Source organism: Citrobacter freundii complex sp. 2025EL-00176 (genome assembly GCF_053309355.1).
Genome location: NZ_JBRYHT010000005.1, coordinates 149937 through 169327, shown reverse-complemented (window position 1 = coordinate 169327; position 19391 = coordinate 149937). Strand labels below are relative to the sequence as shown.

Genomic DNA, 19391 nt, shown 5'->3' with positions numbered 1-19391 from the left:
ATTCTCCAGACTGGGCAAATTTCAGCACATATTACCCAAAGCTATACATTGATACGAGATGACGCATCATGACTTCTTCAAAATGAAGCATAAATCACGCGTACCCGCACAGCTTATCGGTGAATGGCTGAAGCCTGGAGCATGTAGTGATATGATAGAAAGTATTCGTGTCTGAGATTGTCTCTGACTCCATAATTCGAAGGTTACATTTATGATCATCGTTACCGGCGGCGCGGGCTTTATCGGCAGCAACATCGTTAAGTCCCTGAATGATAAAGGCATCACCGATATTCTGGTGGTGGACAACCTGAAAGACGGCACTAAATTTGTTAACCTGGTGGATCTGAATATTGCTGACTACATGGACAAGGAAGACTTCCTGATCCAGATTATGGCTGGCGAAGATTTCGGCGATATCGAAGCGATTTTCCACGAAGGCGCATGCTCTTCCACCACCGAGTGGGATGGCAAGTATATGATGGATAACAATTATCAATACTCCAAAGAGCTGCTGCACTACTGCCTGGAGCGCGAAATTCCGTTCCTGTACGCCTCTTCCGCCGCGACTTACGGTGGTCGTACGTCTGATTTCATCGAATCCCGTGAATATGAGAAACCACTGAACGTCTATGGCTACTCAAAATTCCTGTTCGACGAATACGTGCGCCAGATCCTGCCCGAAGCCAACTCTCAGATTGTTGGCTTCCGCTATTTCAACGTCTACGGACCGCGTGAAGGCCACAAAGGCAGCATGGCAAGCGTCGCTTTCCACCTCAACACCCAGCTAAACAATGGCGAAACACCAAAACTGTTCGAAGGCAGTGAAAACTTCAAACGTGATTTCGTTTATGTTGGCGATGTGGCGGCGGTAAATCTGTGGTTCCTCGAAAACGGGGTTTCCGGCATCTTTAACCTCGGTACCGGTCGTGCGGAATCTTTCCAGGCCGTAGCCGATGCAACGCTGGCGTACCACAAAAAAGGCAGCATTGAGTACATTCCATTCCCGGAAAAACTGAAAGGTCGTTATCAGGCGTTTACCCAGGCAGATTTGACCAATCTGCGCGCTGCGGGATATGACAAACCGTTCAAGACCGTTGCCGAAGGCGTAACGGAATATATGGCCTGGCTGAACCGCGACAACGCTACAAATTCACAAAATCATTCGAGCGGTATCAAGGCGGCAACTAAGTGAATCTCCGGGAGCTTACAAGAGTAAGTGACCGGAGTGAACGCAGGCAGCCAACGCAGAGACAGCTTGAAGGATGAAGTGAATGAAGATTTTGGTGGTAGGCCCGTCCTGGGTGGGCGACATGATGATGTCGCAAAGTCTCTATCGCACGCTCAAGGCGCGCTATCCCCAGGCGATAATCGACGTGATGGCACCTGCGTGGTGCCGTCCGCTGCTGTCGCGTATGCCTGAAGTCAACGAAGCCATCGCCATGCCGCTGGGACACGGCGCGCTGGAGATCGGCGAACGCCGTAAGCTCGGTCACAGCCTGCGTGAGAAACGCTATGATCGGGCCTATGTGCTGCCTAACTCGTTTAAATCCGCTCTGGTGCCGTTTTTTGCTGGCATTCCCCATCGTACCGGCTGGCGTGGCGAGATGCGCTACGGCCTGCTAAACGATGCGCGCGTGCTGGATAAAGAAGCATGGCCGTTGATGGTCGAGCGCTATGTGGCTCTGGCCTATGATAAAGGTGTGATGCTGACGGCCAAAGATTTGCCGCAGCCTCTGCTATGGCCGCAGTTGCAGGTCAGCGAAGGTGAAAAATCACTGACCTGTAGTCAGTTTTCCCTCTCTGTCGAACGTCCCATCATCGGTTTTTGCCCAGGTGCGGAATTTGGTCCGGCGAAACGCTGGCCGCATTATCACTATGCGGAACTGGCGAAACAATTAATCGATGAAGGCCATCAGATTGTGTTGTTTGGCTCTGCAAAAGACCACGAAGCCGGCAATGAGATCCTCGCTACGCTGAGCATTGAACAGCAGGCCTGGTGCCGTAATCTGGCGGGTGAAACACAGCTGGAGCAGGCGGTTATTCTTCTCGCCGCCTGCAAAGCGGTTGTCACCAACGATTCTGGGTTAATGCACGTTGCCGCCGCGTTGAATCGACCTCTGGTAGCATTGTATGGTCCAAGTAGTCCGGACTTTACCCCGCCGTTGTCGCACAAAGCGCGAGTCGTCCGCCTGATTACGGGCTACCACAAGGTGCGTAAGGGCGATGCGGCAGAAGGTTATCACCAGAGCCTGATCGACATCACTCCTCAGCGCGTACTGGAAGAACTCAATGACCTGTTGTTACAAGAGGAAGCCTGACGGATGCGGGTTCTGATCGTTAAAACATCGTCTATGGGCGATGTGCTGCATACGTTGCCCGCATTAACCGATGCGCAGCAGGCCATACCGGATATTCACTTTGACTGGGTGGTGGAAGAAGGGTTCGCTCAGATCCCCTCCTGGCATTCGGCCGTTGACCGCGTGATACCGGTGGCGATCCGCCGCTGGCGTAAAGCGTGGTTTTCCGCGCCGATTAAAGCCGAGCGTAAAGCGTTCCGCGATGCGGTCCGTTTACAACAGTATGACGCGATAATTGATGCGCAGGGGCTGGTAAAAAGCGCGGCGCTGGTTACCCGTCTGGCACACGGGATCAAGCATGGGATGGACTGGAGCACGGCCCGTGAACCGCTGGCGAGCCTGTTTTATAATCGCAAGCATCATATTGCCAGGCAACAGCACGCCGTCGAACGTACGCGTGAATTGTTCGCAAAAAGTCTGGGATATACCAAACCGCAATCGCAGGGTGATTACGCTATCGCTCAGCATTTTTTGACAGAAGTAAATGCTGATACAGAGCAATATGCGGTGTTTCTGCATGCCACGACCCGTGATGATAAGCACTGGCCGGAAGCCAACTGGCGGGAGCTGATTGGCCTGTTAAACAATGCAGGCATACGCATTAAACTGCCCTGGGGAGCCGCGCATGAAGAAGCGCGTGCCAGGCGACTGGCGGAAGGATTTACTTACGTTGATGTCCTGCCACGGATGAGTCTGGAAGAGGTCGCCCGCGTTCTGGCGGGGGCCAAATTTGTCGTGTCGGTTGATACAGGCCTGAGCCATTTAACCGCCGCATTGGATCGCCCCAATATAACGCTGTATGGCCCAACGGATCCGGGACTGATTGGGGGATATGGGAAAAACCAATATACACAACAGAGCCATTCCGGAAAATTGCAGGATCTGGATGCTAGTTTAGTCAACGCATCGCTGGTTGATAATAATTTGCTTTAACTTTAAGAGATGAACCATGCTTCACCAACACATGTTTTCTCGCTTTATATATAGTATAAAAAACAATCCTTTCGATTATATATACTTCTTATTTTATGTCGGGATACTTGCTACTTTAGGGATGGTACTGGTCAATCCAGATGAAGCGCTGAAGATATTTATTTTTTCCACGGCTCTGTCTCTGCCTCTTATAGGTAAAAACTTAAAGCATGTATGCAGTAACAAAAAGAATCTGGTTTTGCCTTTTATGTTGCTGCTCTTCGGTTTGCTGCAGATTATTTGGGTAGAAATATTTAAACAACCAGGCTCTGCTTTTACCGGAGCCTACCGCTCATACCAAAACGGTGGCAAAGTGATGCTTTTTTCCGCACTGGTGATGACCGCGCTAACATCGCGAGCGCCGTGTGCCAATAAAACCCGCATCACTAGTGTCTGGGTGATTGTTACAGCAATCGGTTTGTACCTTTTCGCGGGATATCAACTTGCCGGAGCGACTGAACCTTTAAAATACCGTGTAGCACTTGGTTTTGAACACCAAACTGGTACAGCTTATGCGCTGACATTGGTTAGCTTATTGGCATCTCAAGCCATCATCAACCTGCGTATGCGACATACCGTTTCACTGTATCTGTTACATTTTTTGATCTCGCTGGCGGTTATCATCACCACGCAAACTCGGGCAGCGATTTTGGTATACCCGATCCTGAGCATCGGCCTGTTTCTCATGCACTACCATCACAACCGGAGCATGTTGTTCAAGGCATTATTGGGCTTCGTGTTATTTGTGGGAATTGCGTCAATTCCGCTTAAATCAATTATTGAAAATCGTTACCAGAACATGATGGCCGATTTGCATTCCTATAGCCAGAATAATAGTAGAACCTCTATTGGCGCGCGACTTGCGATGCAACGAGCAGGTATTGAGGCAGGGAAAGTGCATCTCGGAGGGCAGTCACTTGAACAGCGTAGTTCGGAAATTCAGCGACTTGCTGTAGAAGATAACTCGCTGCAAGGGGCGATTAAGTTCCTTGACGTCCATCTGCATAACGAAATCGTTGATACCTTTTCGCTGAAGGGCATCCCTGGTGTGATTGTGCTACTCTTGCTCTATACTGCCATGTTTTTAACAGCTTACTGGCAACGCAATCCTCTGTTGTTCGTCATCTCTGGCGCTATCGCTATCTATGGCTTGAGTGATTTATTATTGTATGCCAAAGGTGAAGCCTTGAGCAGTATGCTGGCGTTATGTGTAGCAGCGATGCTGAGCTCGCAATTCAACGAGAGAACAATGCCATGATTAACGCTTCAGGTTATTTGCTGAGCATAATTATACCTACCTATAACAATGCTGAACTCATCACAGCTACGTTGACATCGATCCATCAGAGCATCACTGATGAGGTGGAGATAATCATTGTTAATGATGGCTCAACAGATTTAACAGAAGAATGTATCAAGGCATTTTATCGTGAGCAGAACTGCAACAACGTAAAATACATAAGTCATGAAAATCAGGGCGTTGCAATAACCCGAAACGTTGGACTTAACCAAGCGACGGGAAAATATATTGGTTTTGTCGACAGTGATGACATTGTCTGCGCTGATTATTTCACTATTCTCCTCCCTAAACTGCGGGAGGAAAAATATGATATTGTGGAATTCAATTTAACTCGAAATATCAACAACCTGTATCAGAATAAACCTGGAGCAAAGAATACCCTGGCCCAACACGAAATTGTCTTGGCTGATGATAACTATGCTCCCCTGTTGCCAACTTTTCGTGCCGGGCAATGGCATCTCATGACAAAAATTTTTCACCGTGACATTATTGGAAACGATCGGTTCGAAGAACATCGTCGCTATGAAGACATGATTTTTTGCCCCTTTCAATATTTTAAGTGTCATAACATATTAAAGATAGAGAATAAATTATATTACTATAGGGTAAATGAAAAAAGCATTACCGAGAATATTATTGATAGCGATGCGGACAGCATCTTCTTTGCTATGCGAAAAATGTATAACTATGTGAATCAAAATAACGAGAAACGTACCGTCGCCACATTAATGATCATCAATTGTTTTCTGGAAGGCCGCAAACTTTTACGTAAGAAAAAAGGCTACTATCGTTATAACGAAAGTATGTTGAATGATATTCAGAATGCGCTTGCGTGCTGCGATACAAAAATCGTTAAGAATAAAATAATCCTTAAGATGAAATATCCGCATATCGATCGCTCAATTTCTGAAATTAGATATAAGATACTATCCGCTTGCAAAAGTTTATTTTTTCGAAAGGGATTTTAACATGTTTGATAAAGTCGACCGTGTTCTTATTTGCAAGCTCAAATTTTATGGTGATGTTCTGTTAACAACACCGGTTATTGCCAGCATTCAGGCTCGTTATCCTCATGCTAAAATCGATCTTCTTCTTTATAAAGATACAAAATCAATTTTGGCAGCAAATGAAAGTATCAATGAGTTTTATCTCATTGAGAAAAAGAAGGGCCTTTTAGATACAGTAAAAAATTATCTTTCAGTGCGAAAACAGCTGAAAAAAAATCACTATGACCTGATCGTTAACCTAACCGAGCAATGGCCGATTGGCGCTCTTGTTGCCTCCTTACGTCGCCCCTCGATTGCATTTGAGCGTGATAAGAAACAATGGAACAACCTTTTTTCACGGGTTACACCACTGATCGGTACACACATAGTTGAACAAAATCTCTCCATTCTAAAGGGCATTGGATTTAGCGAAGCAGATCTGAAAAAAGAGATGTCACTGCACTATCGCCAGGATGATTATCACTATTTGGTTTCCCAACTTCCGGCATTATCTTCACAAAAATATGTCGTTATTCAACCGACTGCCAGACAAGAATTTAAATGCTGGGATGATGATAAATTCGCCCATGTGATTGACCATCTGCATCAGCTTGGCCTGCATGTTTACCTTACCTGTGGGCCAGCGTTTAGTGAGCAACAGCAAGTCCAGCGCATTGCTGAACAGTGTCAATCATCACCTGACCTGACGCTGGCAGGCAAAACAACCTTCCTGCAGTTGGCTGCGTTAATCGACCATGCAGTTCTATACATCGGGGTCGATTCTGCGCCTATGCATATGGCGGCAGCGTTAGGAACACCACAGGTCTGTCTGTTTGGTGCTACCAATTATCAGCAGTGGAGACCATGGTCAGATAATGCCGTGTTGATTTGGGCTGGTGATTACCATCCAATGCCCTCCAGAGATGAACTCGACAGGTCAAAAAAATATTTAACATGGATACCGGAACAAGCCGTGATTGACGCTATCGATAGGGTCCTTCATGATAGTGGCAATGATAAAGGTAATGAGAAAGCATAAATGGACAACAAAAATAACGTTATCAATATTGCTTACTGTACGGATGCTAATTATCTGGAATATGTAGCAGTATCCATTATGTCTGTCATAATGAACAACCCAGGACAAGACCTGTCATTTTTCGTTTTTGTCTATGACGTCTCAGATGACGAAATCAATAAACTGCGCTCAACCAGCGATAAAATTCAGGTTATCAATATTGATAAAGAGGAGATTGAAAAATATAACAATGATTTTGCAATCAAACACCTGAATCGTTCAACCTATATGCGCCTTGCCGTTCCGCGCTTACTTAAAGATAAAGTTGAGTACTTTATCTATTTAGATGCCGATACTCTGTGTTTTGATAAACTCAATGATATTTACAGTATTGACATCAGTAATGTCATTTGCGCAGTTAGCCACGACTCGCTCGATATCCATGATACAAAAAATGCTAAACGCCTGGGTCTTAGTACAGGTCATTACTTCAATGCCGGTTTTTTGTATATTAATATCGCGAATTGGATTAAATTCGGCATCGAAAACAAAGCAAATACTGTACTATTTGAACAGGGAAAAACCCTACCTTACTTTGATCAAGATGCGCTGAATATCGCAATGGATGGCAACGTCAAATTTATTGATAATCGATGGAATTTTTTGTTTAACTGGTTTAACGACCAACAAAAAGATAGCTTCTTCTATCAAAAAGATATCCTGCCGCGCATTATACATTTCACCGGTGGACGAAAGCCATGGTATAAAGAACATACTGGGCTTGCACAGCAACTGTATCTTTTTTACCATCATTTCACACCATGGCAGAACACCGAAATGCGCTCCTACGCTCCGCGCATGAGACCTACTGATTATCGGGTTTACTCGCGTCAGGAAGCCAAAAAGGGAAATTACTGCGCTTCTATCAAATGGTATGTGAAATATCTCAAAACAAAACTGCGCTAAATAAAAAACTCCCTTTCGGGAGTTTTTTTACTTACTTTGTAACTTTGCACGTAAATAGCCAATATAGCTAATTACTGAAGCGAAATATTTTCCTTGCAGCCGTTCATGCCGTGATTTCTTTTTATATTGCTTTGGTGTTCTGGCCGGTAACAAAGGGACATCAGCCCATGGAGAAGACTTCCACGCTTCAACAAAATACTGAGCTGAAGGATAGTTAGCCCATGAATTCCATGGTTTGGTCACGCCTATATAATGGATCAGAATGGTTTCAGGCGTAATATACTCTTTATACTTTGAAAGATCTTTGCTCTTAAGTTCTTGTTTAATACCGTATATTGCATCATAAATTCGTGGTAAGAAAATAGTTTTCCCCAAAAACATGATATTTAAAACATCCTGGTCAAGAAACGCAAATTTCTTAGTTTTATCTAACAAAGTAGAAAATGCTTTAGAGAAAAATTGTTGCGCCTTCCATTCCTTTAAATTAGCAAAAATAACCCCAGCATTAAAATACTGCTCATTAAACTCTGGAACATTAAGACGAGTAGCTGCATATGAGCGACTATCATCAACATCCTGAATAACCGCAGCTACATGATTCTCAAATTTGATGTTCGTTAAATCAATCAACGAACCCTTACATACCACATCGGCATCAATATAGAGCAAACTATCGATTTTTTCGCTAAGATATTCAAATGCAATGAATCTAAAATAAGTCGCATGAGACCAGGCATTTCCGCATGGCAGGACCTTTAGTCCTTCAGCATTCATTACATAGACAGTTATATTAGTCGCAAATTTTTTTGCTAGTTTTTCAAGCCGTTGCCGATAATCTAAATCAATATAATCAGTAAAAAGGTGGAAATGAATGCTGATATCTTGATTATGTAGTAAAACGGACGACATCGAAACTGCCGCTCCGAACATAAAATTCTGATCAACCCCCCATGCAATATTGAGCTGCGGGGTATGATCTGTTGGAGCACCAAAGATCTCAATGGTATCCTTGATAGACTGATGACAATCAAAATTCATGTACTACACCTTTTTTATGCTATCTGAAAATTATCTGCACAACAAACTAGTGCGACCGTGCATTATGTAGTTTATTTTTTATATACATAACATGACTGAGTACAGAACGGATATATTTTCGCTGCACTCTTTCATGTCGTGACTTACGTTTATACAACTTGGCTGTATTTGCATTTAACAGGGATTTTTCTGCCCATGCGGATTTCTGATATGCTTCAATAAAAAACTTAGCCACCGGATATTTGGCCCATGAATGCCATGGTTTTGTGACACCGACATAGTGAATTAATACCGTATTATCAGTAATGTAATCCTGATAAACTTTATCATTCTTGTTTTTCAGTTCCTGATCTACACCATAAATACAGTTAAAGTCTCTTCTCAGGAAAATAACATTCCCGACAAACAAAATATTGAGCACGTCCTGGTCGAAATAAAGTAATTCTTTTTGGCGTTTTTCCAATATAGAAAATGCTTTGGTTAACAACTGCTGCTCATGCCAGACTTTGAGATTCGCAAATACAACACCAGAATTAAAATACCCATTACTCAGTTCAGGGATACCGAGCCTGGATCCAGATTTAATCCGCACTTCATCAATATCATTGATGACAGCAGCATATTCCCCACAAAAATTAACCTCAGTAAACTCTCGAAGAGAACCTTTACAAATGACATCGGCATCCAGATACAGTACCGAGCTTAATTCGGTGCTTAAATATTCAAATGCAAAATAACGATAGTACATTGCATAGGTCCATGCTTTCGTACTCGGCAGTTCACGAAATGCCGCATTATCGAAAACAAGGACAGTCACGGTCGTACTGTACATTTGCGTCAGTCGTTTTATGCTTTCCAGATAGTCGTCATCGATATAGTCAGTGGCGATATAAAAATGGATATCAATATCAGGATTATTCACTAATACTGAGGTCATAGAAATGCCGGATCCAAATAAAAAATTACGATCGACACCATATGCAACGCTTAATTTTTTACTCTTGTCATGCGTCGAGCTGTCGATGATATGTTCTTGAATGATCAACTTCTGGAAATCGATGTTCATAATAAAATAGCCTCAAACTTCATGTGTAATTTATAGCGCTTTTCTTATTGTTCTTTGTCTTATTTTTTGCGCTTTTGTGACAGCCTGTTCAAACAACCTGACTTCCTGACGAAAGATTTCACGTAATGGCATCGAAAAATAGACACGTAAAAAACGGTAGATATCTCTGGACGTTAGCCCAATCTCCAGTGAGGAGAAATAGAGCCCGATCAAATCCTTATCCCGCCAGCGACGTGGTACCTGCTGACGTATTTGTGCACGATGTAGATCAATCACAGAGAGTTTGATATCCGCAACATCTGCTGGCATCGGCTGTTGGAGCAGGAAATGGCAGATATAACAATCCCGATGATTTACCCCACCTCGATGCATTTTACCCACCATTTCCGCCACGCGGGTAATAATGGTCCGTTTTAATACAAAATCGGGCCGTTCAACGCCCCAGTTGGCGCAAAAATCTTCAAGGCTGATGGCAGGAGAAAGATCCTCAGTGATAATAAATGAGGTTCGCTCTAACGGATTCAGCCCTTTCTGTCCAAAAGCAACACCCGTCATTGTATCCACATTCAGTGCTTGCAAACGGTGAATCGCCAGCCACTCCCGGTCCGCGCCAAGCACAGGCATGCGCAGAGAAATCAGGTTCTTCACCACTTCTTTAAGCGTGGTCCCATGATGGTATTTAAGAAAGTAACCTTTTCCCATCATCTCAAAACGCAGGGTACGCCGAGTTTCCAGAGCGCGAAAAACCTCGCCATCCAGCTTAGTGACTTCCGTGAACGGGTCTTTTCCTTGCCATTGCGTGGCAAATGGCTCTTTTAATTCAATCATTTTCGAAACCTAAAATGATATCTGCAGCTTTATCTGCCAGGCTGTAGAGATCTTCTGTATCAGCAAAATGTCGCGCATTTCCAGCCCAACGACTTCTCTGCTCATTATTTTGCAGCGCATCGAAAAGTGCTGTATTCAAATTACCCTGCGCAAAAGGTTCAGGGATCACCACACCGCATTGGGCGGCACTGATATAACCTGCATAGCCGCATACCTCAGTTGTTAATACTGGCAGCCCGGCCACTACGGCTTCTAACAAGACAATACCAGCGGCTTCCTGAACTGCCGGGTGAAGCAATAAATCAGCAGCGGACATCAATTCAGCGACATCATCTCGCCCCGAGAAGAATTGCACTTGCTCTTCAATACCTAATTGGCGGGCCTGAGCACGATAACGATCGGCCTTATCCTGACCAACAACCATCAACTGAGTGCGGTGACGTATAGACTCAGGTAAAGAAGCCAACGCCTGTAAGCTTCTTGGCACACCTTTGCGTTTGAAATCGGATCCGACCTGCAAAAGCAGGAACTGATCGAGACCAATACCATTCTTTTCCCTGACAATCTGCCTGCTGTTTTCAGGTTGCAGGCTGTATTTCCTGTCTGGGTATATACCTGGCGGCAGAATACGAAAACGCTGGCTCTCGGTATGATAATGCTTTTTGAAATCACCAATTTGCTTATCAGTTAACATCAAAAGCGTGGTGCCGGAACCTTGTTGAAAAGTCGCGTTTTCAAATGCAGAGTAGTGTCGATACCGACGCGTCAACTTATAGAAAAAGCCCTTCTCACGAGCGACCTTCTCCGCATAACACACGTCGGCGGCGTAATACACATCCAGCCCAGGCATTTTATTAAAACCAACGATACGATCGACGGGATGCTGACTTAAATAATCCTGAACCCACTGATAATATTGCTCGTTTTTCCCATGATTAGTTCTGGCTGTGACGGGTACGAGTATAATTTCCAGCCCTTCCGGACGTTCGCCCTGCCATGACTGGGTAAACACCTGGACATGATGACCGCGTGCAGCAACCGTGAGTGCTACTCGCAGAAAATCACGCTGTAACCCACCATAGGGGAAATACTTGTACAAACAAAAAGCAATATTCATGCATTAATATCCGCATCGCGTCGCCAGGCATAGCAGGTCTGATACATCCAAAGATTACCGCCCATGTTTTCGAAACGTTTCTGCCGGCTAGCTACCTGAAATTGCGCAGTAGTATATCATTTATTATCACGCATTCCGAAACGAATATTTTTTGAACAAAATAAAGAAATAAACATTTAAAAACAAAAAGATATAAAATTAGTGCGTTCACCTTAAAACACACGCCGCACAAGACGTTAAGCCACGTCAGTACGATCATTAGCATTTTTAAAATAGCCGCAGGTTAAAACAGTGCCCGACGATTCCATCGTTTTGATACAACCTGGATAAAAATGATGGTAAAGCCATAGTTAAATACATAGAATCCCCTGCACATTCATAAGTTAGCTACCATTATGCTCGAATTGCTTTACACCGCCCTTTTCTACCTTATTCAGCCTTTAATCTGGATACGGCTTTGGGTGCGCGGACGTAAGGCTCCGGCCTACCGTAAACGCTGGGGTGAACGCTACGGTTTTTACCGCCGTCCGCTAAAACCAGGCGGCATCATGCTTCACTCAGTTTCTGTGGGCGAAACGCTGGCAGCTATTCCATTAGTCCGCGCTCTGCGACATCGTTATCCCGACTTGCCGATCACGGTCACCACCATGACGCCAACCGGCTCTGAGCGCGTCCAATCCGCTTTTGGTACTGACGTTCAGCACGTTTATTTGCCATACGATTTACCGGATGCACTGAACCGTTTCCTGAATAAAGTTGACCCCAAACTGGTGTTAATCATGGAAACCGAGCTGTGGCCAAATCTGATCGCGGCACTCCATAAGCGCGGTATTCCTCTGGTCATCGCCAACGCACGGCTTTCTGCTCGTTCAGCCGCTGGCTACGCTAAATTAGGCAAATTTGTTGGTAAGCTACTGCGTCGAATTACGTTGATTGCCGCACAGAACGAAGAAGATGGCGCTCGTTTTATTACGCTTGGCGCCAGGAGCAACCAGGTCACCGTCACCGGCAGTCTGAAGTTTGATATTTCCGTCACGCCCCAGCTGGCCGCAAAAGCGATTACCTTGCGTCGTCAATGGGCGCCACATCGCCCGGTGTGGATTGCAACCAGCACGCACGATGGTGAAGAAAGCATTATCATTGCAGCCCATCAGGCGTTATTAAATCAGTTTCCTAATCTTTTACTGATCCTGGTTCCCAGGCATCCGGAGCGCTTCCCGGATGCCATTAACCTCGTACGTCAGGCTGGGCTAAGCTATACCACACGTTCTTCTGGCGAAGTTCCATCCTCAGATACTCAGGTCGTTATCGGCGACACCATGGGCGAGCTGATGTTGCTGTACGGCATTGCCGACCTTGCTTTTGTCGGTGGTTCACTGGTTGAACGTGGGGGACACAACCCACTGGAAGCCGCGGCACACGCCATTCCGGTGCTGATGGGGCCACATACCTTTAATTTTAAAGATATTTGCGCCCGTCTCGAACAGGCAAGCGGATTGATCACCGTCACCGACGCAACCACGCTGGTGAAAGAGGTCTCTTCTTTACTGACCGATGCCGATTATCGTAATTTTTATGGCCGTCATGCAGTTGAAGTCCTGTATCAAAATCAGGGCGCGCTACAGCGCCTGCTGCAACTGCTGGAACCTTATCTGCCACCCAAAACGCATTGAGGCAAATCATGCAAAAACGGGCGATTTATCCAGGAACCTTTGATCCCATAACTAACGGCCATCTTGATATCGTGACGCGTGCGACCAGCATGTTTGATCATGTGATCCTGGCGATTGCCGCAAGTCCCAGTAAAAAACCGATGTTTACCCTTGAAGAACGCGTCGAGCTGGCGCAACAGGCAACGGCGCATCTCGGCAATGTGGAAGTTCTGGGATTCAGCGACTTAATGGCAAACTTTGCCCGCGATAATCAGGCTAACATTCTGATCCGAGGCCTGCGCGCGGTAGCAGATTTTGAGTATGAAATGCAGCTGGCGCACATGAACCGCCACCTGATGCCGCAACTGGAAAGCGTCTTTCTGATGCCGTCTAAAGAATGGTCATTTATCTCATCGTCACTGGTGAAAGAAGTCGCCCGCCATCAGGGTGATGTGACGCACTTTCTGCCGGAAAACGTCCATCAGGCGTTAATGAGTAAACTAAAGTAATGCGTCTGGCCGGATAAGACATAAAGTTTATCCGGCCAGCAACGAATTTTATTTCTGACAGCGACGGCAGTAGAACGTCGTGCGCTGGGCGTGTTTTGTCGCAATGATTGGCGCGCCGCATACACGACAGGGTTCACCTTCTCTCCCATAGACCTGCAGTTCCTGGGCAAAATAGCCCGGCTTACCGTCGCTTTGCAGGAAGTCCTTCAGCGTCGTTCCGCCCTGTTCGATCGAACGCAGCAAAACCGCCTTGATGACGCGCACCAGCAGTTCGCACTCAACCTGCGACAGAGATGACGCCAGGCGGTCAGGATGGATGCCCGCTGCAAACAGCGACTCGCTGGCATAGATATTACCTACCCCCACCACCAACTTGTTATCCATCAGCCACGGTTTAATCGCGGTTTTCTTCTTCGCGCATTTCTGCTGCAGATAACTGGCGTTGAAATCGTCGCTCAGAGGCTCAGGGCCAAGATGAGCGAGAACATTATGTCCATCGAGCTCTGTAGTCCACAGCCAGGCGCCAAAACGGCGAGGATCGGTATAGCGCAGGACTTTGCCGTTACTCATCACTAAGTCGACGTGGTCATGCTTTTCTGCCGGAAGCTCTTCAGGAAGGATACGCAAACTACCCGACATCCCCAGATGAATGATAATCCAACCATCCGACAGCTCCAGCAGCAAGTATTTCGCGCGCCGCTGTACGCTGAGAACGGGCTTATCGCTCAGACGATAGATTTCCTCTGATACCGGCCAACGCAGACGACCGTTACGCACAGTCGCGTGCATAATCGTTGCCCCAACCAGATGCGGCTCAATACCGCGGCGGCTGGTTTCGACTTCAGGTAATTCAGGCATAGTATCTCCGGCGATGTATCAGGTCTCATTAATATGGGGACGGCCAGAAAACAAAAAACCCCGCCGAAGCGAGGTTTTTTATTACATCAAAGCGAGAATTATTTGATTTTCGCTTCTTTGTAGAGAACGTGCTGACGGACAACTGGATCGAATTTTTTCAGTTCCAGTTTTTCCGGCTTAGTACGTTTGTTCTTCGTAGTGGTATAGAAGTGACCAGTACCAGCAGAAGAAACCAGCTTGATTTTCTCACGAATACCTTTAGCCATGATTTATTTCCTCTTAGTACTTAGTACTTTTCGCCACGGGCACGCAGTTCAGACAGAACTGTTTCGATGCCTTTCTTATCAATAACACGCATACCTTTAGCAGATACACGCAGGGTGACAAAACGCTTTTCGCTCTCAACCCAGAAACGGTGAGAGTGCAGGTTAGGCAGGAAACGGCGTTTAGTCGCGTTCAGTGCGTGGGAACGGTTGTTACCGGTCACCGGACGCTTGCCAGTAACTTGGCAGACTCGGGACATGTCTATTCTCCAAAAATCAAATTAGCTCGAGCTTCGTATGGGGTATCGGCGCCTCGTCAGGCTTTACAGCCCGGTCATCGCATAGTTCTAAGTGAACTCTCGATTGCCAGGCCCAAATGCCAAACCCGAGATTCTCAAAGGTGGCGTAGTATACGCTGACCCGGCGTTATGCTCAAGTCCCGAACAGACAAAGATCCCGATGGATCGCGTAAAGTGCGTTAAATCCAACCGCGTTCCGCAAAAGAAACATACTCTCCGCGCCCAATGACCAGATGATCAAGCACCCGGATATCCATGAACTGACAGCATTTCACAACACGCTCGGTGATGAGTTTATCTGCTTTACTCGGCTCTGCACAACCCGAAGGGTGATTATGTGCAAGGATCACCGCTGACGCATTCATTTTTATCGCTTCACGCACAATTTCTCGCGGATGCACCTCAACATGGCTAAGCGTGCCGGAAAAAAGTTTGCTGTGTTTAATCACGCGATGTTGAGAATCCATAAAGATCACCATAAAGATCTCACGTTCCTCTTGCGCGAGCTGACTTTGCAGAAATTCTCGTGCCATTTCCGGGCTAAGTAACGCGCTCTCCTCCATCACTCGCACGTTATGGTAGCGCCTTGCCAGTTCGGCAATCCCTTTAAGCTGCGCATACTTCGCCAGGCCAATACCGTGAACGTGGCTAAACGCCATGTAGTCTGCAGATAACAGGCCATACAGCGAACCAAAATGCTGGATCAACTCTTTTGCCAGCGACAGCACATCTTTACCCAGAATCCCGGTGCGTAAAAAAAGCGCCAGTAGTTCAACATCGCTAAGTGAACCAGCCCCCTGCGCCAATAGCTTTTCCCGGGGCATCATACGTCCTGTATTTTCCATGCTTCCCCCTCCTTTCGCGTCCGCATAGTGGCATAACGCCAGTCGCGAATCGACGCTCTGTTATCACTTCTTCGTAGCGGCTCGCAAACTGAAGCGCGGGCAAAAGCACGACTCATTGCGGATTGTGATAAAATATCCGCCTTCTGGTGAAACCCAACAGGAAAGATCATGATGAGCCTGGCCGGTAAAAAAATCGTACTTGGCGTCAGTGGCGGCATTGCTGCGTACAAAACCCCTGAACTGGTGCGTCGTTTGCGGGAACGCGGCGCTGACGTCCGCGTGGCGATGACCGAAGCGGCAAAAGCGTTTATTACTCCCCTGAGCTTACAAGCGGTTTCGAGTTATCCCGTTTCCGACAGCCTGCTTGACCCTGCGGCTGAAGCCGCGATGGGCCACATTGAACTGGGGAAATGGGCCGACTTGGTTATCCTGGCCCCTGCCACGGCAGACCTGATTGCCCGCGTCGCCGCAGGTATGGCTAACGATCTGGTTTCAACGATTTGTCTGGCAACGTCTGCTCCTGTTGCTGTGCTGCCAGCCATGAACCAGCAGATGTACCGTGCTGCCGCGACCCAGCACAATCTGAGCATTCTTGCCTCGCGAGGTTTGCTCATTTGGGGTCCTGACAGCGGTAGTCAGGCATGTGGCGATGTCGGTCCTGGCCGCATGCTGGATCCGTTGACGATTGTCGATATGGCCGCAGAACATTTCTCGCCTGTCAACGATCTGCAACATCTCAACATCATGATTACGGCGGGCCCGACGCGTGAACCGCTGGATCCCGTGCGTTACATTTCCAATCACAGCTCCGGGAAAATGGGATTTGCTATCGCAGCCGCTGCCGCAAAACGCGGGGCAAACGTCACGCTGGTGTCGGGTCCTGTATCGTTACCCACGCCGCCATTTGTGCAGCGCATTGATGTGATGACCGCGCTGGAAATGGAAGCCGCCGTGCAATCTGCGGTGCAACAACAGCATATTTTTATCGGCTGCGCCGCAGTCGCTGATTATCGCGCCGAGACCGTCGCCCACGAAAAAATCAAAAAACAGGCGACGCAGGGTGATGAATTAACAGTAAAAATGGTCAAAAACCCAGATATTATCGCCGGTGTTGCCGCACTGGATGCTAATCGTCCTTTTGTCGTTGGGTTTGCCGCCGAAACAAATAATGTGGAAGAATATGCCCGGCAAAAACGCATCCGCAAAAACCTTGATGTGATCTGTGCGAACGACGTTTCGCTATCAACTCAAGGATTTAACAGCGACAGCAACGCATTACACCTTTTTTGGCAGGATGGAGATAAAATCTTACCGCTTGAGCGTAAAGAACTCCTGGGCCAATTATTACTCGACGAGATCGTGACCCGTTATGATGAAAAAAATCGACGTTAAGATTCTGGACCCGCGCGTAGGGCAACAATTTCCGCTCCCGACGTACGCCACTTCTGGCTCTGCCGGACTTGACCTGCGTGCTTGTCTCGATGACGCCGTAGAGCTGGCGCCGGGTGCAACTACGCTGGTGCCAACCGGGTTAGCTATCCACATCGCCGACCCTTCTCTGGCGGCGGTGATGTTGCCACGTTCCGGGCTGGGCCATAAGCACGGTATCGTACTGGGCAATCTGGTCGGTCTGATTGATTCCGACTATCAAGGACAACTGATGGTGTCTATCTGGAACCGTGGTCAGGACAGCTTCACGATTGAACCGGGCGAACGTATCGCGCAGATGGTATTTGTACCGGTCGTGCAGGCTGAATTTAATCTGGTGGAAGAGTTTGAAGCCACCGATCGTGGCGAAGGTGGCTTCGGCCATTCCGGGCGCAAGTAACCCGCAGAAAAGTATCCCGCAGCGTAATAACGCAATAACACACCGCAAACAGCCGTTTGCGGTCGCTGTGTGGATGCCTGCCTGGCAAGAGCTTATTTTCAGGGGTATTTTGTAACATGGTAGAAAAACAAACTGCGAAAAGGAATCGTCGCGAAGAAATACTTCAGTCTCTGGCACTGATGCTTGAGTCCAGCGATGGAAGCCAACGCATCACGACAGCGAAACTGGCAGCCTCTGTAGGCGTTTCCGAAGCGGCCTTGTATCGCCATTTTCCCAGCAAGACCCGCATGTTCGATAGCCTGATTGAGTTTATCGAAGATAGTCTGATTACCCGTATCAATCTGATCTTAAAAGATGAAAAGGACACCAGCGCACGTCTGCGTCTGATCGTTCTGCTGATTTTAGGCTTCGGTGAACGTAACCCCGGTCTGACGCGCATTCTGACCGGGCATGCGCTCATGTTTGAACAGGATCGTCTGCAAGGCCGCATTAACCAGCTTTTCGAACGTATTGAGGCCCAGCTGCGCCAGGTTCTGCGCGAAAAAAGAATGCGTGAAGGCGAAGGTTACACCGTGGATGAAACGCTGCTGGCCAGCCAGTTACTGGCTTTCTGCGAAGGTATGTTGTCCCGGTTTGTACGTAGCGAATTTAAATATCGCCCAACGGATGATTTTGACACCCGCTGGCCGCTGGTTGCCGCTCAATTGCAGTAACACGGTTGCCGGATGGCGACTTTGTCTTATCCGGCCTACGGTGATGTAGGCCGGATACGCGCAGCGGCATCTACAGTTCTTATACGCCGTATGCTTCGCGATATGCCCGCACTGCGACCAGGTGTTCTGCCATTTCAGGCTTCTCTTCCAGATACGCAATCAGGTCTTTCAGGGTAATGATTGAAATCACCTTGCAACCATAATCACGCTCTACTTCCTGAATCGCCGAAATCTCGCCACGACCGCGTTCCTGACGATCGAGAGAAATCAGTACCCCAGCAAGCGTAGCGCCATTAGCCTGAATAATCTCCATCGACTCACGAATAGCCGTACCAGCGGTGATAACATCATCCACCAGCATGACACGCCCCTCAAGAGCGCTACCTACCAGATTACCGCCTTCACCGTGGGTCTTTGCCTCTTTACGGTTAAAGCAGTACGGCAAATCTTTATCGTGGTGTTCCGCCAATGCTACAGCCGTGGTGGTCGCAATCGGAATACCTTTGTACGCAGGGCCAAACAACAAATCGAACTCGATGCCTGAATCCACCAGCGCCTCAGCATAAAAACGGCCTAACAGTGCCAGATCGCGCCCGGTATTAAACAGCCCAGCGTTGAAGAAATAGGGGCTTTTGCGCCCGGATTTCAGCGTAAATTCGCCAAACTTTAGTACCTGCTTGCTAAGCGCAAACTCAATAAACTGGCGCTGATACGGTTTCATGGATTCGCTCCTCATCTCACTTTATTACAGACAAAAAAAGGCGACTCTTCAGTCG

Annotated in this window: 21 protein-coding genes; 12 read left to right on the top strand and 9 right to left on the bottom strand. The window is 47.2% G+C overall.

Features of this window, described 5'->3' with window-relative positions; genetic code table 11:
- The first annotated feature begins 211 nt into the window (after positions 1 to 211).
- The 7 genes from rfaD (at position 212) to ACVXHP_RS12785 (ending at position 7599) form a co-directional block, all read left to right on the top strand.
- Positions 212 to 1192, top strand: coding sequence for an ADP-glyceromanno-heptose 6-epimerase (rfaD, locus tag ACVXHP_RS12815; RefSeq protein WP_048227317.1), 981 nt, complete (start codon positions 212 to 214; stop codon positions 1190 to 1192).
- A 79-nt stretch (positions 1193 to 1271) separates the two neighbouring features.
- Positions 1272 to 2318 carry an ADP-heptose--LPS heptosyltransferase RfaF gene (rfaF, locus tag ACVXHP_RS12810; protein ID WP_316129933.1) on the top strand — a complete coding sequence of 349 codons (1047 nt, stop codon included), beginning with the start codon at positions 1272 to 1274 and terminating at the stop codon, positions 2316 to 2318.
- Positions 2319 to 2321: 3 nt separating this feature from the next.
- Complete coding sequence (rfaC, locus tag ACVXHP_RS12805; protein ID WP_316129934.1) at positions 2322 to 3290, top strand: lipopolysaccharide heptosyltransferase RfaC; 969 nt, start codon at positions 2322 to 2324, stop codon at positions 3288 to 3290.
- 16 nt (positions 3291 to 3306) lie between these two features.
- Positions 3307 to 4587, top strand: coding sequence for an O-antigen ligase family protein (locus ACVXHP_RS12800; protein ID WP_447571580.1), 1281 nt, complete (start codon positions 3307 to 3309; stop codon positions 4585 to 4587).
- Positions 4584 to 5597, top strand: coding sequence for a glycosyltransferase family 2 protein (locus tag ACVXHP_RS12795; RefSeq protein WP_447571579.1), 1014 nt, complete (start codon positions 4584 to 4586; stop codon positions 5595 to 5597). Before ACVXHP_RS12800 ends, ACVXHP_RS12795 begins: the two co-directional genes overlap by 4 nt.
- A 1-nt stretch (position 5598) precedes the next feature.
- Entirely contained in the window at positions 5599 to 6654 is a 1056-nt protein-coding gene (gene rfaQ / locus ACVXHP_RS12790; RefSeq protein WP_447571578.1) for a lipopolysaccharide core heptosyltransferase RfaQ, read from the top strand.
- A complete protein-coding gene (locus ACVXHP_RS12785; protein WP_447571577.1) occupies positions 6655 to 7599 on the top strand; it encodes a glycosyltransferase family 8 protein in 945 nt (314 codons plus the stop codon). It abuts the gene before it with no gap.
- Between the two features lie 27 nt (positions 7600 to 7626).
- Here the strand turns inward: ACVXHP_RS12785 and ACVXHP_RS12780 are convergent, their stop codons facing one another.
- The 4 genes from ACVXHP_RS12780 to ACVXHP_RS12765 are packed head-to-tail and all read right to left on the bottom strand — an operon-like array spanning position 7627 to position 11648.
- Positions 7627 to 8637 (bottom strand): glycosyltransferase family 8 protein, encoded by a 1011-nt coding sequence (locus ACVXHP_RS12780; RefSeq protein WP_304702605.1) that lies wholly within the window; start codon positions 8635 to 8637, stop codon positions 7627 to 7629.
- Positions 8638 to 8683: 46 nt separating this feature from the next.
- On the bottom strand, positions 8684 to 9703 hold the full coding sequence (locus ACVXHP_RS12775) for a glycosyltransferase family 8 protein (RefSeq protein WP_447571576.1): 1020 nt from the start codon (positions 9701 to 9703) through the stop codon (positions 8684 to 8686).
- A 30-nt stretch (positions 9704 to 9733) separates the two neighbouring features.
- Positions 9734 to 10531, bottom strand: coding sequence for a lipopolysaccharide core heptose(I) kinase RfaP (gene rfaP / locus ACVXHP_RS12770; protein ID WP_038635354.1), 798 nt, complete (start codon positions 10529 to 10531; stop codon positions 9734 to 9736).
- Positions 10524 to 11648 carry a glycosyltransferase family 4 protein gene (locus ACVXHP_RS12765; protein WP_447571575.1) on the bottom strand — a complete coding sequence of 375 codons (1125 nt, stop codon included), beginning with the start codon at positions 11646 to 11648 and terminating at the stop codon, positions 10524 to 10526. Before ACVXHP_RS12765 ends, rfaP begins: the two co-directional genes overlap by 8 nt.
- 395 nt (positions 11649 to 12043) lie before the next feature.
- Between ACVXHP_RS12765 and waaA the strand changes: the two genes are divergently transcribed.
- Positions 12044 to 13321 carry a lipid IV(A) 3-deoxy-D-manno-octulosonic acid transferase gene (gene waaA, locus ACVXHP_RS12760; protein ID WP_316129943.1) on the top strand — a complete coding sequence of 426 codons (1278 nt, stop codon included), beginning with the start codon at positions 12044 to 12046 and terminating at the stop codon, positions 13319 to 13321.
- Between the two features lie 8 nt (positions 13322 to 13329).
- On the top strand, positions 13330 to 13809 hold the full coding sequence (gene coaD / locus ACVXHP_RS12755) for a pantetheine-phosphate adenylyltransferase (protein WP_003024099.1): 480 nt from the start codon (positions 13330 to 13332) through the stop codon (positions 13807 to 13809).
- A gap of 48 nt (positions 13810 to 13857) precedes the next feature.
- On the opposite strand, the gene mutM is transcribed toward coaD, so the two are convergent.
- The 4 genes from mutM to radC form a co-directional block, all read right to left on the bottom strand.
- Complete coding sequence (gene mutM / locus ACVXHP_RS12750) at positions 13858 to 14667, bottom strand: bifunctional DNA-formamidopyrimidine glycosylase/DNA-(apurinic or apyrimidinic site) lyase (RefSeq protein WP_447571574.1); 810 nt, start codon at positions 14665 to 14667, stop codon at positions 13858 to 13860.
- A gap of 98 nt (positions 14668 to 14765) precedes the next feature.
- Positions 14766 to 14933 (bottom strand): 50S ribosomal protein L33, encoded by a 168-nt coding sequence (gene rpmG, locus ACVXHP_RS12745; RefSeq protein WP_003024094.1) that lies wholly within the window; start codon positions 14931 to 14933, stop codon positions 14766 to 14768.
- Between the two features lie 20 nt (positions 14934 to 14953).
- Positions 14954 to 15190, bottom strand: a complete 237-nt coding sequence (rpmB, locus tag ACVXHP_RS12740; protein ID WP_003024071.1) for a 50S ribosomal protein L28 — start codon at positions 15188 to 15190, stop codon at positions 14954 to 14956.
- A gap of 218 nt (positions 15191 to 15408) precedes the next feature.
- A complete protein-coding gene (gene radC, locus ACVXHP_RS12735) occupies positions 15409 to 16074 on the bottom strand; it encodes a RadC family protein (RefSeq protein WP_304702599.1) in 666 nt (221 codons plus the stop codon).
- A gap of 171 nt (positions 16075 to 16245) precedes the next feature.
- On the opposite strand from radC, the gene coaBC reads away from it, so the two are divergent.
- The 3 genes from coaBC to slmA all read left to right on the top strand — a co-directional run bounded on the left by coaBC (position 16246) and on the right by slmA (position 18615).
- On the top strand, positions 16246 to 17466 hold the full coding sequence (gene coaBC / locus ACVXHP_RS12730) for a bifunctional phosphopantothenoylcysteine decarboxylase/phosphopantothenate--cysteine ligase CoaBC (RefSeq protein ID WP_447571625.1): 1221 nt from the start codon (positions 16246 to 16248) through the stop codon (positions 17464 to 17466).
- Positions 17444 to 17902, top strand: a complete 459-nt coding sequence (dut, locus tag ACVXHP_RS12725; protein WP_006687626.1) for a dUTP diphosphatase — start codon at positions 17444 to 17446, stop codon at positions 17900 to 17902. Before coaBC ends, dut begins: the two co-directional genes overlap by 23 nt.
- A gap of 116 nt (positions 17903 to 18018) precedes the next feature.
- Positions 18019 to 18615 carry a nucleoid occlusion factor SlmA gene (gene slmA / locus ACVXHP_RS12720; RefSeq protein WP_003024060.1) on the top strand — a complete coding sequence of 199 codons (597 nt, stop codon included), beginning with the start codon at positions 18019 to 18021 and terminating at the stop codon, positions 18613 to 18615.
- Between the two features lie 79 nt (positions 18616 to 18694).
- On the opposite strand, the gene pyrE is transcribed toward slmA, so the two are convergent.
- Entirely contained in the window at positions 18695 to 19336 is a 642-nt protein-coding gene (gene pyrE / locus ACVXHP_RS12715; RefSeq protein WP_003837602.1) for an orotate phosphoribosyltransferase, read from the bottom strand.
- Positions 19337 to 19391: the final 55 nt, after the last annotated feature.

Bases quoted from the DNA above. Each gene is read 5' to 3' on its own strand.
- mutM (WP_447571574.1), bottom strand. From the start codon at position 14,667: ATGCCTGAATTACCTGAAGTCGAAACCAGCCGCCGCGGTATTGAGCCG.
- waaA (WP_316129943.1), top strand. From the start codon at position 12,044: ATGCTCGAATTGCTTTACACCGCCCTTTTCTACCTTATTCAGCCTTTA.
- rfaQ (WP_447571578.1), top strand. From the start codon at position 5,599: ATGTTTGATAAAGTCGACCGTGTTCTTATTTGCAAGCTCAAATTTTAT.
- ACVXHP_RS12765 (WP_447571575.1), bottom strand. From the start codon at position 11,648: ATGAATATTGCTTTTTGTTTGTACAAGTATTTCCCCTATGGTGGGTTA.
- rfaP (WP_038635354.1), bottom strand. From the start codon at position 10,531: ATGATTGAATTAAAAGAGCCATTTGCCACGCAATGGCAAGGAAAAGAC.
- dut (WP_006687626.1), top strand. From the start codon at position 17,444: ATGATGAAAAAAATCGACGTTAAGATTCTGGACCCGCGCGTAGGGCAA.
- radC (WP_304702599.1), bottom strand. From the start codon at position 16,074: ATGGAAAATACAGGACGTATGATGCCCCGGGAAAAGCTATTGGCGCAG.
- slmA (WP_003024060.1), top strand. From the start codon at position 18,019: ATGGTAGAAAAACAAACTGCGAAAAGGAATCGTCGCGAAGAAATACTT.
- coaBC (WP_447571625.1), top strand. From the start codon at position 16,246: ATGAGCCTGGCCGGTAAAAAAATCGTACTTGGCGTCAGTGGCGGCATT.
- ACVXHP_RS12795 (WP_447571579.1), top strand. From the start codon at position 4,584: ATGATTAACGCTTCAGGTTATTTGCTGAGCATAATTATACCTACCTAT.
- rpmB (WP_003024071.1), bottom strand. From the start codon at position 15,190: ATGTCCCGAGTCTGCCAAGTTACTGGCAAGCGTCCGGTGACCGGTAAC.
- ACVXHP_RS12785 (WP_447571577.1), top strand. From the start codon at position 6,655: ATGGACAACAAAAATAACGTTATCAATATTGCTTACTGTACGGATGCT.
- rfaF (WP_316129933.1), top strand. From the start codon at position 1,272: ATGAAGATTTTGGTGGTAGGCCCGTCCTGGGTGGGCGACATGATGATG.
- rpmG (WP_003024094.1), bottom strand. From the start codon at position 14,933: ATGGCTAAAGGTATTCGTGAGAAAATCAAGCTGGTTTCTTCTGCTGGT.
- rfaC (WP_316129934.1), top strand. From the start codon at position 2,322: ATGCGGGTTCTGATCGTTAAAACATCGTCTATGGGCGATGTGCTGCAT.
- ACVXHP_RS12780 (WP_304702605.1), bottom strand. From the start codon at position 8,637: ATGAATTTTGATTGTCATCAGTCTATCAAGGATACCATTGAGATCTTT.
- rfaD (WP_048227317.1), top strand. From the start codon at position 212: ATGATCATCGTTACCGGCGGCGCGGGCTTTATCGGCAGCAACATCGTT.
- ACVXHP_RS12775 (WP_447571576.1), bottom strand. From the start codon at position 9,703: ATGAACATCGATTTCCAGAAGTTGATCATTCAAGAACATATCATCGAC.
- coaD (WP_003024099.1), top strand. From the start codon at position 13,330: ATGCAAAAACGGGCGATTTATCCAGGAACCTTTGATCCCATAACTAAC.
- ACVXHP_RS12800 (WP_447571580.1), top strand. From the start codon at position 3,307: ATGCTTCACCAACACATGTTTTCTCGCTTTATATATAGTATAAAAAAC.
- pyrE (WP_003837602.1), bottom strand. From the start codon at position 19,336: ATGAAACCGTATCAGCGCCAGTTTATTGAGTTTGCGCTTAGCAAGCAG.